10 protein-coding genes are annotated in these 14,449 nt (G+C 70.6%); all 10 read left to right on the plus strand.

Annotated elements, in window-relative coordinates; genetic code table 11:
- The first annotated feature begins 79 nt into the window (after window positions 1-79).
- The 10 genes from DY218_RS27065 (at window position 80) to DY218_RS27110 (ending at window position 14,417) form a co-directional block, all read left to right on the plus strand.
- On the plus strand, window positions 80-1,600 hold the full coding sequence (locus DY218_RS27065; protein ID WP_158574126.1) for a terminase large subunit domain-containing protein: 1,521 nt from the start codon (window positions 80-82) through the stop codon (window positions 1,598-1,600).
- Window positions 1,601-1,721: 121 nt separating this feature from the next.
- A complete protein-coding gene (locus DY218_RS27070; protein WP_158574128.1) occupies window positions 1,722-2,255 on the plus strand; it encodes a PH domain-containing protein in 534 nt (177 codons plus the stop codon).
- A 107-nt stretch (window positions 2,256-2,362) separates the two neighbouring features.
- On the plus strand, window positions 2,363-2,818 hold the full coding sequence (locus DY218_RS27075) for a DUF1360 domain-containing protein (RefSeq protein ID WP_128558751.1): 456 nt from the start codon (window positions 2,363-2,365) through the stop codon (window positions 2,816-2,818).
- A gap of 28 nt (window positions 2,819-2,846) precedes the next feature.
- Complete coding sequence (locus DY218_RS27080; protein WP_128558752.1) at window positions 2,847-4,751, plus strand: hypothetical protein; 1,905 nt, start codon at window positions 2,847-2,849, stop codon at window positions 4,749-4,751.
- Complete coding sequence (locus DY218_RS27085; protein WP_158574130.1) at window positions 4,748-7,729, plus strand: phage minor head protein; 2,982 nt, start codon at window positions 4,748-4,750, stop codon at window positions 7,727-7,729. The genes DY218_RS27080 and DY218_RS27085 overlap by 4 nt, the downstream gene beginning before the upstream one ends.
- Window positions 7,730-7,772: 43 nt before the next feature.
- Window positions 7,773-7,955 (plus strand): hypothetical protein, encoded by a 183-nt coding sequence (locus tag DY218_RS27090; RefSeq protein WP_128558754.1) that lies wholly within the window; start codon window positions 7,773-7,775, stop codon window positions 7,953-7,955.
- A gap of 52 nt (window positions 7,956-8,007) precedes the next feature.
- Window positions 8,008-9,177: a pentapeptide repeat-containing protein gene (locus DY218_RS27095; protein WP_128558755.1), complete on the plus strand. Its 1,170-nt coding sequence runs from the start codon at window positions 8,008-8,010 to the stop codon at window positions 9,175-9,177.
- Between the two features lie 113 nt (window positions 9,178-9,290).
- The gene (locus DY218_RS27100; protein ID WP_128558756.1) at window positions 9,291-11,069 is read left to right on the plus strand and encodes a major capsid protein; all 1,779 of its coding nucleotides are present in this window, start codon (window positions 9,291-9,293) and stop codon (window positions 11,067-11,069) included.
- 128 nt (window positions 11,070-11,197) lie between these two features.
- Window positions 11,198-12,919 carry a hypothetical protein gene (locus DY218_RS27105; RefSeq protein WP_128558757.1) on the plus strand — a complete coding sequence of 574 codons (1,722 nt, stop codon included), beginning with the start codon at window positions 11,198-11,200 and terminating at the stop codon, window positions 12,917-12,919.
- Between the two features lie 28 nt (window positions 12,920-12,947).
- Window positions 12,948-14,417 (plus strand): hypothetical protein, encoded by a 1,470-nt coding sequence (locus tag DY218_RS27110; protein ID WP_128558758.1) that lies wholly within the window; start codon window positions 12,948-12,950, stop codon window positions 14,415-14,417.
- Window positions 14,418-14,449 lie beyond the last annotated feature (32 nt).

The following is a 14,449-nucleotide window of genomic DNA, read 5'->3' on the forward strand; positions in this document are numbered from 1 at the left end:
TCACCGCTGGTTGCCAAGGGCCGGGTGCACAATCCCCACCCACGGGTGGGCGCTTGTGCGTGCCCGGAGGTGAACCGCGGTGGCGGAGCGGCAGACCCGCGCCGACGAGCAGCGCGCACGCCTGCGCGCCCTCGCGGCCCTCGCCTCTCCGGCGATGATGGGCCGCTACTGCCGCTCCCGTGCGTACGCTCTGCCCGCGCACGTGAAGGTCATCAGCCGCGCGCTGACCGGCCTCGGCCGCGACTACGACCGGCTGCTGATCACCTGCCCGCCCCAGGTCGGCAAGTCCCTGTCGCTGGAGAACTGGGTCATGTGGTGGCTCGCCCACCACCCCACCCACCGGGTCGGCTACTCGACGCACAACCGCGACCTCGCTCTCAGGGCGGGCCGCAACGTCCGCGCCCTCGTGCGCGAGCACGGCCTGGCCTTCGGTCTCGGCCTCGACCGGGAGGCGGCCGCTGCGCACGACTGGTGGCTGGCCACCGGCGGGGGAATGCGTTCCGTGCAGTGCGGCGGCGGCTGGACAGGCCAGCGCCTGGACGCCGGCGTCCTCGACGACCCGCTGAAGGACCGCCGAGCTGCCGACTCCCGCCGGGAGCGCGACATCATCTGGGACTGGATGTCCTCCACCTACCTCCGGCGCCTCCAGCCCGGCGCCCCGTTCTGCCTGACCCAGACCAGATGGCACGAGGACGACCCGCCCGCCCGCTGCCTCGAGCTCGAAGGCCGCGTGGAAGACGGCGGACGATGGGTCGTCGTCCACCTCCCGGCCATCGCCGACCCCTCGATCACCGGCCCAGACCTCCTCGGCCGTAAGGCCGGCGCCCCGCTCACGCACCCGACGATCCCCGACGAGGACACCGAAGCCCTCGCCGCGCACTGGGAGGAGCAGCGCCGCACCACCACCCCCCGCGACTGGGGCGCGCTCTACCAGGGCAACCCGCGCCCCCGCGAAGGCGCCCTCATCACCCACGACCAGCTCAAGGCGCTGCGGCTGCGCGCCGGCGAGAAGGCGCCGGCGGCCGAGCGGACAGCGGTCGCGATCGACCCCTCCGGCGGCGGCCGCGACACCGCCGGCATCATCGCCGGATTCCTCGGCACCGACAGCCGGCTGTATGTGACGCACGACCGCACCCGCGCCTGTTCCTCGCAGGAGTGGTCCCGCACCGCCTGCCTGCTGGCGTACGAGACCGGGGCCGGAATGTTCCTCATCGAGCGGTACGGCGGCGACTCGGCCACGCTGATCCTGCGCACCGCGTGGGACGCGCTGCAGCGCGAGGGCACCATTCCCGCGGACCGGCCCTGCCCGTACCTGGGGGAGAAGACCGCGAAGGCCGGCAAGCTCGACCGGGCCGAGCCGATCGCGCAGCAGATGCGCGAAGGCCGCATCCGCACCCTCGGCGTCCTGCCGGAGTGGGAAGACGAGTGGGCGACCTGGCAGCCCGGCTCGGATTCCCCGGGGCGCGTGGACGCGACCGCGTACCTGGCGTATGGGCTGCTGAAAGTCCCCGGGGCGCAGAAGCTGGTCGGCACGGCCGCGGGAACGTCGCTCACGGCCGTGGCCGCGTCGGGGATGGGGTCGCTCGGCCGTGGCCGGTGACGGTTCCACCCTCGGGGCGGGTGTGACCGGCAGCACAAACGCACTGGTCAGAGTGGATTGGATCAAGATGTCCGGTTTACGGTGCGGGCTCACATCGATCACGCGAAGGAACCCGTGCGCCATGGCCCGCCCCGACATCGACGCCGCCGTCAAGAAGCTCCCCTGGGGCATGGCGACAAGCCACCGCAGCCAGATCGAACGCCTGCCCAAGGCGCTCATGGACGGGGAGGCCGTCGAGGAGATCGTGGTGGGCGAGTACGGAAGCCACCGCAACAAGCACGGCCTCCTCGTCCTCACCAGCGCCCGCCTCCTCCTCGTCCGCTCCGGGCTCGTCAACCAGGAGATCGAGGAGTTCCACTTCAACCGGATCTCCTCCGTGGAGCTGAAGGCGGGATTCACCGACACGGTCACCATCCACGCGTCCGGGAACACCGCCGAGTTCAAGAAGGTCCCCGCCGGCTCGGCCAAGGCCCTGCGCGACCGGCTCTCCATGATCCTCGCCCAGGGCGGCACACCGCCCCCGCAGCCCGAGGCGCCGGCGTCCAGCGCAGACGTCACGAGCCGGCTGCAGACCCTCGACCAGCTCCTGGCGGCCGGCGTCATCACCGACGCCGAGCACCAGCAGCAGCGCGCACAGGTCATCCAGAGCATCTGACGGCCGAACTCCGCCGGGCCTGCACCCTCTTGGGGTGCGGGCCCGATGTGCGGGTGGCCCCATTCCACTTACGCTACGCCTCGTAGCGAAACGGCTACGATCTACGCATGACGTGGACCCTGGCCGTGATCGGGCTGCTCACCTTCGGCGCCGCCGCGCGCCTGACCCGCCTGGTCACCACGGACACCCTCACCGCCCCCCTCCGCGAACACCTCGCCCGCCGCTCCGGCACCGCCCAGCTCGCCGCCGTCGCAGCGCGCACCAAACCCAAGAAGGACCAGGACAAGGCCGAGCAGGCACGCCTGGACCGCCGCGTATCACGCCGCCAGACGACCCTCGGCTTCGCGACCTGTGACTGGTGCGTCGGTTTCTGGGCCAGCGCCCTCACCTTCGCGCTGCTGTTCCGCTACAACTCCGGCGCCTGGCCCTGGGACTTCAACGCCGTGCAGACCTTCCTGTACGCCATCACCGTCCTGGCCTCCTCGTACCTGATCGGCCTCGCCGCCGAAGTCCTGCCCGATGGCCACGCCGGCACCGACCCGGCCGAGACCGCGGCATCCTGAACCCGACAGGCCCAGGGGGCATGAGCTGATGGCATTCTGGCGACTGCACCGAGGCCGCCGCGAGACCCAACTCGGCATCCACAATCCGGCCGACGACGTCCTGCTTGCCTCGGCTGCCCTCACCGACAAAACGCAGGTGAGGGCAGCCACTTCACGCCGCCAGCCCTGGCAGAAGGAAGCCTGGGACCTGTACGACCAGGTCCCCGAGATCCACTACGGCGTGGGATGGCGCGCCGCCGCCTGCTCCCGCGCCCGCCTCTACGTCGGCCGCCTCGACCCCGACGGCTCCTCAGCACCCGCCCCCGTCGACTCCGACGAAACGCCCGGATCCGACGCGCTCCTGGCGCCGCTCCTCGACCTCGCCGGCGGCCCCCTCGGCCACGCCCAGCTCATCAAGCGCCTGACGATCCACTACGACGTCCCCGGCGAGTCGTGGCTCCTCGGCACCGCCAAGGGCCCGGAGGGCGGGAACCGCTGGCTGCTCGCCTCGAACGAAGAGGTCACCTCGACCGGCGGAGGGGAGCTGCGGGTCAAGGACCCCGACAACCCCGCCGAGCAGATCGAGTTCGTGCCCGGCCGCGACACCATCGTCCAGCTGTGGCGCCCCCACCCCAAGGACGCGTCCCAGCCGGACTCCCCGATGCGATCCCTGCGCGGCACCGCCAAAGAGCTCCTGGACATCTCCGCGCACATCCAGGCCACCGCCGAATCCCGCCTCGCCGGGGCCGGCCTCCTCAAGGTGCCCGACGGCGTCGACCTGCCGAACCCACAGCAGTCCGAGGGCCCGAACCCTCTGCACGCCAATCCGTTCATTGCCGCCCTGCTGCAGGCCATGGCCGCGCCGCTGAAGAACCGCGACGACGCCTCGGCGATCGTGCCGATCATCGCGACCGGCAACCCCGACGCCCTCAAGGCCATGGAACACCTGTCGTTCGCGACGGAATTCGACGCGCAGGCCCGCGAGCTCCGCGAAGCCGCCGTACGCCGCCTCTCGATCGGCATGGACATCCCGCCCGAGATCCTCCTCGGCATGGGCGACTCCAACCACTGGTCGGCCTGGCTCACCGAAGAGTCCGCGATCAAGGTCCACATCGAGCCGATGCTGCAGGTGATGTGCGACGCACTCACCACCCACTGGTACCGGCCCACCCTCACCGCCATGGGCATCGAGAACCCGGACGACTGGGTGGTCTGGTACGACATCGCCGGCCTCAAGCAACGCCCCAACCGCACCCCCGAGGTCGCGCAGGCCTGGCGGGACGGCATCGTCTCCGACGACACCTACCGCCGCGAACTCGGCCTGTCCGGCGAGGATGCCCCCGACGCCGAAGAGCAGCGCCGCCGCCTCCTCACCGAGATCGCCCGCAACAACCCCGCACTCGCCCCCGCAGCGCTCACCGCACTGGGCATCCCGATCGACCTCGCCAGCGTCCCGGCTGAACCGGCTGCGACACTGACCCGCCCCAACGGGGCACCCCCGGCAGGCCTGCCGGGACCAGGCGGTGGAGGACGCGGCGAACCCCCCGCCCTTCCGTCCTCAACCCCCGAACCCGCCGACACCCGGCAGGCCGCCTCCCTCGCCCTCACCAGCCCCGACACATGGCTGACGACCTGTCTCGACATGGCCGTACGCCGCGCCCTCGCCCGCGCCGGCCAGTGGCTCATCCACGCCACGCCCCGCTCCCGCAGGCAGACCCTGCAGCGCATGCCCCGCCACGAAGTGCACGTCACCCTGCGCGCCGACCGCGACCAGCTCGACGACATGCTGCGCGACGCCTTCGCCGAGTTCCACGACGCAACCCCGAACGAACCGTGCCTGCACCAGGCCGTGGACGACTACGTCCGCGCCCTCCTAGTGGCCGGCCAGCCGCACTCGCGTGACCACCTCCCGCTGCTGCTGCGGCAGTCCGGATGCACGGAGGCAGCGGCGTGACCCCGGAGACCGCGAGCGCCGAGCAGGCCCTCACCCACGCCGCTCGCCAGGCGATCGGCGCGTATGTCGCCGCGATCGAGGAACGCGCCCTCGCCTCACTCACCGCCGCCGGACCGTCGTACAGCGACCGCCCGCTGTGGCGGCGCCTCGTCGCCCAGTACCTTGCACCCGCGTTCCGGCAGGCCTGGCGCACCGGCTTCGCCCAGGCCCGCCGCACACCGCCCGGACCCGAACAGGACACCAGCGACACGGACCTGGACCAGCTGGCCACCCGCACGCTCGGCATCACCGACCGCGTCGCCGACGCCTTCCGCACCGTCATCGCACGGGCCGAGAACACCGGCGCACTGCGCGATCGCGTGGCCCAGCTCGCCACCCTGGAGGAGTGGCACGGCCAGGCCGACATCATGGGCCGCACCGCCGCCGCCACCGCCCTGAACGCCGGCCTCATGGCCGGCGCCCTCGACGCCGAACAGGCGACCGGCGAGCGATGGGAGAAGACCTGGCTCGCCACGAGCGACGCCCGCACCCGCCACACCCACCGCGCCGCGCACGGCCAACGCCGCCGCCTCAACCAGCCGTTCAGAGTCGGCCGATCCCGGATGCAGTTCCCCGGCGACCCCCGCGCCCCACTGTCCGAGGTCATGAACTGCCGCTGCACGATCCTCGTCGCCCGCGCCGGCGACCCGTCCCTGACTGCTCCGCCCCTGCCCGACGTGGAGGCCCCCATGAACCAAGCTCTCGCCTACGCCCCGTGGGACGCGCTCACAGCGGCCGGTGGCGTCACCCTCGACTCCGACGGCGCCTGGTCCGGCCCCATCTCCCTGGTCAACACCTGGTCCGCGGACGGCCGCATGCTCGCCCTCGACCAGGCCGAGGAGCTCCGCGTACGGCCGCTGCCGCTGCCCGTCGCGGTGCAGTACCAGCTGGCCCAGGGCCACGACGGCGCCAAGGTCGGGCTGATGAGCCTCGATGAGGTCTGGCGTGAAGGCGACCAGGTCATGGGCTCCGGCCGCATCGACACCACCGACCCGGAAGGCGCTGCCCTCGCCCGCAAGATCTCCGACGGGTTCCTGCGGTTCGTGTCCGCCGACATCGACCAGGCCGACACCGAGACCGTGTGCATCGGCTCCGACGGCACCCCGGACACCGACTGCGACCCGCAGGACCCGGCCATGACCGACGGCTCCCAGGTCGGGCAGATCTTCACCGGCTGGCGCATCATGGGCGCCACCCTCGTCGCCCATCCCGCGTTCCCCGACGCCCACGTCGCCCTCGCCGACACCCCACCGCCCGCCGAGCCGGCGGCCGAGCCCGACGAGCAGGACGAAGAGGAGGAGAGGGAGGGCTGCTACCTCCTCGACCCCGACACCGGCCGCTGGAACCGCGTCGACTGCGACACCGAAGACGCCGTCCCCGCCGCCGAGCTCCCCGAAGACGCCGACATCGCTCTCGCCACCACGGCCGGCGTCGAGCTGGCGGTATCGACCTCGCTGCCATGGGCGCCGAAGGACACCGCGTGGGACGGCGACGCCGCCAAGGAGCGCCTGTTCGCCTGGGCCACCGACGGCGAGCAGCTCGACCCGGCGAAGCTGCGCCGCGCATTCCTCGTCGAGGACGGAGGCCCGCAGGAACGCGGCTCCTGGTCCTACCCGGTAGCCGACGTCATCGACGGTGAACTCACCCTCGTCTGGGCGGGCGTGGTCGCCGCCAAGGCCGCCCTGGGCGGAGCCCGCGGCGCCACCCCGCCCAAGGGCGCCGAGCAGGCCAAGGCAACCGTCGACAAGCTCATCGACGCCGGCAACAAGCACTTCGACGACGGCGACGGCGGTGGGGGTGCCGAGGGCGAGGCGCTGGAGACCGCGCTGACCGCATCCGGCGCCGGAGCAGGGTGGATGCCGCCCACCGAGTACTTCCGCGACCCGCAGCTCACCGAACTGACCTTGTGGCAGTACGACTCCCAGACCCGCCGCGTCTGGGGCCACATCGCCGGCTGGAACGTCCCCCACGTGTCCTTTCAGGGACGTCAGGTGTTCGCCCCGCACAGCCCGAGCGCCTATGAGCGCTTCCACATGCGGCCGATCCCCACCAGCGAGGGACTCGTGGACGTCGGCCCGCTGTGCCTGGGCACCGACCATGCCCCCTGGTCCCGTCCCGGGCAGAACTCCGGGAAGCGGGCCGTCAACCACTACGAATCGACCGGCAGCATCATCGCCGCCGTGCGGTGCGGCGAAGACGCACACGGCATCTGGATGTCCGGCGTGCTGCTCCCGTCCGTCACCGACGAGCAGATGCTGCAACTCCAGCTCGCCACCCTCTCCGGCGACTGGCGCAACGAGGGCGGAGGCCTCGACCTCAAGGCCGTGTTGGCCGTCCCCGCCGGACACGAGGGCTTCTACACGCCGAAGTCCGCGGCCACGGACCGGTCCGACTACGCCCTCGTTGCCTCCGGCGCACTGACCCCGGACGTCCTCGACGTCGCCCGCCGGCGCACCGCCACCGGGCAGGCCTGGACCGAGGAGACCGGCGGCCGCGGCAACACCGTGCGCATGGCGCGCTCGCTGGCCCGCGTCGACCAGCTCGCCGCCCGCACCACCAACCGCAGGCTGCGGCCCCGCGTCGAGCGCGCCCACGCCCTCGCCGTACGCAGCAACGCCCACCGGCTCGGTGCCCGATCGCGGCGCGCGCAGGCCCTGGCCGCCCGCGCCACCCCCGCGGACGCGGACGCCGAAGGCGGTGAGGAGTGGGCGAACTGGATCGAGCAGACCGGAACCGGCCATCTCCCGCGCTACATCCGGGAAATCGCCAACGCGCTCATGCGCAGCGGCCGTACGGAATCGCAGGCCATCCAGATCGCCGTCGGCCGCACCAAGTCCTGGTGTCGCGGCGGCGGCAACGTGAAGGCCGACACCCGCGCCAAGGCCTGCGCGGCAGTTGCCGAGTGGGAAGCCAAGCGGGCCGAGGCTCGAGCTAGCTGACATCAACGAAGGGGGCCCCGCGGTGGGTTGCAAACCATGTGGCATGAGGTCCGGCGCAGCGAACGGCGTCGTACGCAAGACCGCCGGCGTGTACCGGCACTCGTATCCGCAGGGTGGCGGGTACGCGACGGCGGACTACCACACGAAGGAGGCCGCCGAGCGCGGTCAGAAGCGCCTCGGCGGCACGGTGACGTACATCAACGCCGCGACCGGCAAGGCGATGTGACAATCCCTGGTTCCGCACGGCAAGGATCCCAGCGCGCATCTACTCTCTGCGCGTGGGAACCGACAAGCGATCACGAATAGACGACGGAGAGTTGAGGCTCTGGAAGGTCGGGCGCGTCCTTGCCCTCGCCTTCCTCGCCGCGATCCTGGGATCGGCTGGCGTCTTCTGGGCACTGGTCGTCATCCTCGACGTCCAACACATCGAGTCCAGCACCAAGCTGGACGCAGCGACGCTCTTCGACCTCGTCAAACTTTCCTTCGGCGTTGTCGCAGGCGCTGGCGCCCTCGTCGCCCTCATTGTCGCCTATCGGCGACAACGAGTCGACGAAGCCGGCGCACACCGGGAGGCCACTCGGCTGCATACCGAACGATTCTCACAGGCAGTCGACAAGTTGGGTGCTGAATCAGCCGCGGTGCGCCTGGGGGGCGTTCATGCCTTGGCCGGTCTGGCCGACGACGCCCCTACTCAGGAGTTGCGGCAGACGTGTATCGACGTCCTCTGTGCCTATTTGCGCCTGCCCTTCGCGCCTGCCCCTCCCGAGTCTGCCCGCCACCACGATGCATACCGCCAGTTCGTCGCGCTGCGTGAAGTCAGGCACACCATTTTTCGCCTCATCGGTGATCACTTCCGCATCCCCGCAGGAGAGCACCGCTCCTGGCACGGGTGCGACGTCGACCTTACTGGCGTAGTGGTCGATGCGAACATCGACCTTTCGTACGTGCATTTCACCTATTCGAAACTCTCTTTCAAGAGTGCGCATTTTGTGGGCGCGGTCGTCAATCTCACTAATGCGCGGATATCTGATCGTGGGGCAGTGCGCTTTGACGAGGCTGTTTTTAACTCGACATCTTCTTTGTTCAGTGTTGGTTTGCGAGTGTATGACCTAGGTGTGTTGGGGCTTCGTGACGCGTGCTTCGAAGAATCCAGCTACGTGATGCTTAAGGGGGCGCAGTTCGAACTTTTCAAGGGGTCATTCCGGTCCGCGCTCTTCCTTGGGGATGTGTCATTCGAGCTGGCTGAATTTGGCCACAGCTTTGTTGATTTCCATAAGGTGACGTTCGGTCCCAACGGTGCTGCGACGTTTGAAGGCGCGAGCTTTAAACAGTGCGTTGTCAGTTTCTCGGAAGCCAGCGGGCCAAAGCCGCGTGGGCTGTCAGCTGAATACGCCAGCTCGACCATGAGCCTGCCAGACGAGTGGCTCACTTCTGATCCAGGGGTTTGAGGCTCATCTGCTGATCAACGCGGCCCGGTTCAGCTACCGTAGGCAGCTGAACCACTACGCTCTGCTGGTTTCAAGGGCCGAGGGCACACACCCACGCATCAAGGGGTGCCCTCATGAACCTTGCAGAGCTCCTTGCGCGCCTCGCCGCGATCACCGACGCCGACGAACGCACCACCGCGATCGGCGAAGCCCTCACCGGCGAGAACGCGCCCACCGCCCACGACTTGCAGGCCTGGGCCACCGAACACCTGGAAAGCGGCGATGAGATCGAGGACGCCGTCCTCGACTCCTTCGACGCCCTCTCCACGGCGATCGAGCAGCGCATGGACGCCGCCGACGCCCGCGCCGAGCGCCTCGGCAAGGCCGCCGAGCGCCTCGACTCGCTCACCACCCGCGGCCAGGACAACGCCGACACCGACCCGGCCGCCGATACCGGGTCGGACGAGGCCGCTGTCGTCGCGGAGGCCGAGCAGATCGCCGCCGATGCCCCCGAACCCGCCACCGCCGCAGCAGGCGCCGAACTCGCGGTCCGCCCGCAGCGCCCGGCCGTTCCGCTCGGCCACCAGCGCGGCACCCCGCCCGCCCCCGAGACCCCGGCCGGCGCCATCGAGTCGTTCTCGCTCGTCGCGGCCGCCGAGGTCCCCGGCTTCTCCTCCGGCCAGGCCCTGACCGACCTCACCGATTTCGGCCGGGCCTGGGAACAGCGGATGATGCCGGTCATCACCTCCGGCTCCGGAACCGGTCGCCAGCGCGTCGGTATCGCGCGGATCAAGCGCACCCTGCCCGAGGAGTTCACGATCTCCTCCGGGAAGGGCGACGAGGTCCAGCGCGTCCTGGAGCACGCCACCAACGAGGCCCGCCTCGAAGGCGGTTCGCTCACCGCGGCCGGCGGATGGTGCGCCCCCTCGGAACGTCTCTACGATCTGTGCCCGCTGCGCATCACGCAGGAGGGCCTGATCAGCCTCCCGCAGGTCACCGCCCGCCGTGGCGGCATCGAGTACCAGGCCGACTTCGACTGGGCCGCGATCTGGGGCTCCGTCGGCTTCTACCTGACGGAAGCCGAAGCGATCGCCGGCACCGAGAAGACCTGCAACGAGGTCCCCTGCGAGCCGGACCCGGTCGAGTGCCGCATGGACATCTCCGGGGTGTGCCTGCGCAGCTCGATCCTCGCCGAGCGCGGATACCCCGAGCGCATCCGTGCGTTCACCGAGGGCGCCCTGGCGATCCACGCGCACCAGATGAATGCCCGCAAGCTCGCCAAGATGGAAGAGCTGTCGACCGCGGTCACCATCCCCGGCCCGGCCGCCCCGAACCCGGGCGCAGCGGTCGCCGACCCCCACGGCCCCGGCGCCGTCGAGTCGCTCCTGTCCATCCTGGAGCTGCAGGTGCAGTACCAGCGCTACCGCGACCGGCTCTCCCAGAACGCCACGCTGGAGATGGTCGCCCCGTACTGGCTGCGCGGCATCCTCAAGAGTGATCTGCGCAAGAAGCTCGGCATCGACAACCGCTGGTCCATCAGCGACGCCCAGCTGGACACCTACCTGCGCAACGCCGGCGTCAACCCGCAGTGGGTGTACGACTGGCAGGACGCCTATGCCGACGAGGACGACACCGGCTTCGGCGGCGCGGCCGCGCCCACCGTGTGGCCGACCCAGGTCAAGGTCCTGCTGTACCCGGCGGGCACGTTCTTCCAGCTCACCGCCGACGTGATCACCCTCGACGGGGTCTACGACCACGCGAGCCTGATCCAGAACATGTACACGTCGCTGTTCACCGAGGAGGGCTGGCAGGTCTGCTCCCGGTGCGGCACGAGCTACGTGCTGACCATCGACCTCTGCGCGAACGGCCTGTCCGGATCGCACCAGTCGGTCACCTGCGCCGCCGCGCCGTAGGCACGCCCACACGTCCTGCACCCGCCGGGCCCGCCGTCCTCCTCGTCGGCCCGGGCCCTCCCCTTTACGGCGGGTGCAGGACCCCCGCCCAGCCTTCTCGTTCCTGCTAGCGCACCTGGACGGCCAGCGTGACGACACCCACCCCTTCGCGGGACCTCATCGACTCCGCCCCCGACCTGGAGGCGCCGCGGTACGGTCTGCTGTCCGTCGCCCAGCTGCCGGCCGAGGCCCCAGGACACTGGCAGCTCGCCGGAGTCACCTACGACTCCGACCACTGCGCGGACGTCGGCAGTGTCGACGGCCCATGCCCCGACATCACCCCGCCCGCGCCGGTCACCCAGAACGCCACCGTGGTGTTCACTCCCGTCGCGGTCACGCCGCCGGCGCTCGACGTCACCGTCACCTACAGCTCTACCCCCGACGTGCCCGCCACACTGCCGGTCACCCTGCATACCTCGTCCGCATCGGACGGCGGCGGCCCGGAAACCTTCACGGTCACCATCGCCTCCGACCAGTCCTCGAAGGCCACCGTCACCGTCACCGTGGCCGGTGTCAGCCACGACATCGCCCCCGACGCACAGGAGACCTGGAGCGACCTGGAGGCCGGAACCCAGACCGTCACCCTCGCCTCCGCCGCGGGCACCGTCACCCCCGAGTCCGACGACATCACCGTGGGCGGATCCGTCCAGGACATCGTCGCCGACATCCAGCCGCCGACCACCGCCCACACCCTGACCGCCGCATCCCCGGCCGCCTCGCAGTCCGCGATCGGCATCACCGTCGGTGGTGAGCGGAAGGCACTGCAGCCGGGCCAGCAGGTCACCTGGCCCGGACAGGCCGCCGGCGCGGTCACCGCCACCTACGACTCGTCGAGGGGCACGGTCACGCCCCGCACGAGCCAGGTCACCCTGCCGCTCGGCTCACCGGCCGATCGTGCTGTGACCATCCAGCCCGACGACACCTACACGATCGCCGCGGCCTCCCCGGCCGCGTCCGAGTTCCCGGTCGCGTTCGCCTCCACACCCGAGGGCATCACCGGCACCCGACAGCCCGGCCAGGACGCCCCCGCCGCCACAGGCCTCGCCGCCGGCACCTACGCGATCCGCATCACCGGCCCTACCGGCGCGACCGGCGACCCCGTCGACCTGGTCCTGCCCGGAGCTGCGGTCACGCTCGCCGCGACCCGGGACGTACCCGGACCGCCGCGGCCCGAGGACTCCTCGCACTTCAAGCCCAAGGCCGAAGGCCTCGACATCGTCGAGGGATTCGACCCCTTCACCGTCTACCACCGCTTCGAATGCAACCCCGTCGGCATGGGCGACGACGTCCACGCCACCGCCCGGCGGCGCCTGCAGCTCGCCGAGTGGCGCCAGGTCGAAGCCCGCCACTGGGCGCAGCTCGTCGCCGCCCACGACGCCGGCGACGCCATCGACCTCGGGGTGGCCGATCCCGGGATCGACTTCAAGGAAGCGGTGGGCACGCTGGAGTTCGGCGCCCGCTACTACGGCACCTTCAACGGGCTGCCGACCCTGCACGTGCCGATGTGGACCCAGCCGTACTTCTCCGACGCCTCGCTGATCGAGGACGACGACCACGACGGCATCATGCGCACGAAGCTCGGGTCCCGCATCGCGTTCTACACCGGGTACGACGGCTCCACGCAGGTCCCGGCCGGCACGTTCCTGGCGTTCGCGACCGGACCCGTACGCGCCTTCCGCAGCGACGTGTTCTCCAACGAATCGTTCGACCCGCCCACCAACACGCGCACGGTCGTCGCCGAGCGCACCTGGGCTCTCGATCACGACTGCCTGCTGGCCGTCATCCGTATGTCCGTCATCGGCCTCGGCTGAACTCCCTGCCCCTGAGAGGTACTTGATCATGCCTTCGAAGTGCGCCACCTTCGCGGGGGCCGCCATGCTGCGTTTCACCCGCCTGGACAACTGCTGCCGCCCCTCCTACGGCGAGTGCGGCAGCGTCGTCACCGACGGCGTCATCTCCATGACGATCTCCTCCGAGGTCGAGGACGGCGACACCAACACCGTCACGAAGATCAACGGCAAGGCCTGCGCCACGTCCAAGACCGACGACGTGTTCCAGTACGCCACCGTCGAGATCGAGTTCTGCGTCCTGGACCCGGACGTCGTGACGATGATGAACGCGAACTGGCCCAAGGTGTACGACGCGTTCGGGAACGTCGTCGGCTTCGACGTCACCAGCGAACTCGGCGGCGCGAACTTCGCCCTCGAAGTGTGGCCGCAGTACGCCCAGTCCGACGACACCGACGCCTGCTCCGGCGAAGAGGCCGGTGAAGGCGGCCAGGGCTACCTCCTCTTCCCCTGCCTTTCGGGCGGCGCACCGGACGACATCGAGATCAACGGCGAGGACAACACCAGCTTCACGTTCTCCGGCAACACCAAGGCGAGCACCGGCGGCTGGGCATCCGGCCCGTATCAGGTGCAGCTCGACGAGAACGGTGTGCCGGGCGGCCTGGTCACCCCGGTGCCGGCGGGAGCGCACTACCGCGTCATGACCGCGATCGACGTCGCACCGCCGGAGCCGCCGGAGGAGTGCGGCTGCGAGGAGCTCATTCGCCCGACCCCGCCGCCCGCCGAGCTGCAGGTCACCGGCGTCGCCGGCGAGAACCCCCGGCAGTCGGTGCGGATCCGGCCGAACAACCATGGCTTCGGCGCGGTGATCATCAACTGGGGTGACAACACGCCGGAGACGAACGCGAACGACGGCATCTGGACCACCCACAAGTACGCCGCCGACGGCGACTACACGATCACCGTCCGGGACGCGCAGACCCCCGGTGTGGTCACCTCGCTGCAGGTCACCGTGCCGCTCGGCCCCGACGAGCCCCAGCTCACCCTCACCGCGGACGACCCGGACGACCGCATGGCCGTCACAGCGCAGATCGTCATGCCCGCCCACGCCCCGAAGAAGGGCACGATCGCCTGGGGCGACGGCACCCCGCAGGAGGAGTTCGAAGCGGCCGAGGACGGCACGATCAACCTGGTGCACACCTACGCCCGCCCGAACATCTACACCGTCACCGTGCAGCGCACCGACGTCACGACGTTCCGCGCCCGCGCGGCCGTCACCGTGCCCGTCGCCGAGCCCCCGACCGCCACCGTCGCGACCGCGGCCCTGGTCGCGACGATGACGATCGACAACCACGGCAACGGCCCGACCACGATCGCCTGGGGCGACGGCAAGACCTCCGACGGCCCCGACCAAGGCACGGCCGAGCACACCTACACCGAGGCCGGCACCTACCAGGCCCGCGTCACCTCGAAGGTCAACCCGGCCTCCGGCGTGAACGTCGAGGTCACCGTCACCGCCTGATCCCCCTGCCCCGCAGCCCCAGCCCGGGGCTG

Source organism: Streptomyces triticagri (genome assembly GCF_003429565.1).
In the GTDB taxonomy this organism is placed as follows: Bacteria; Actinomycetota; Actinomycetes; order Streptomycetales; family Streptomycetaceae; genus Streptomyces; species Streptomyces triticagri.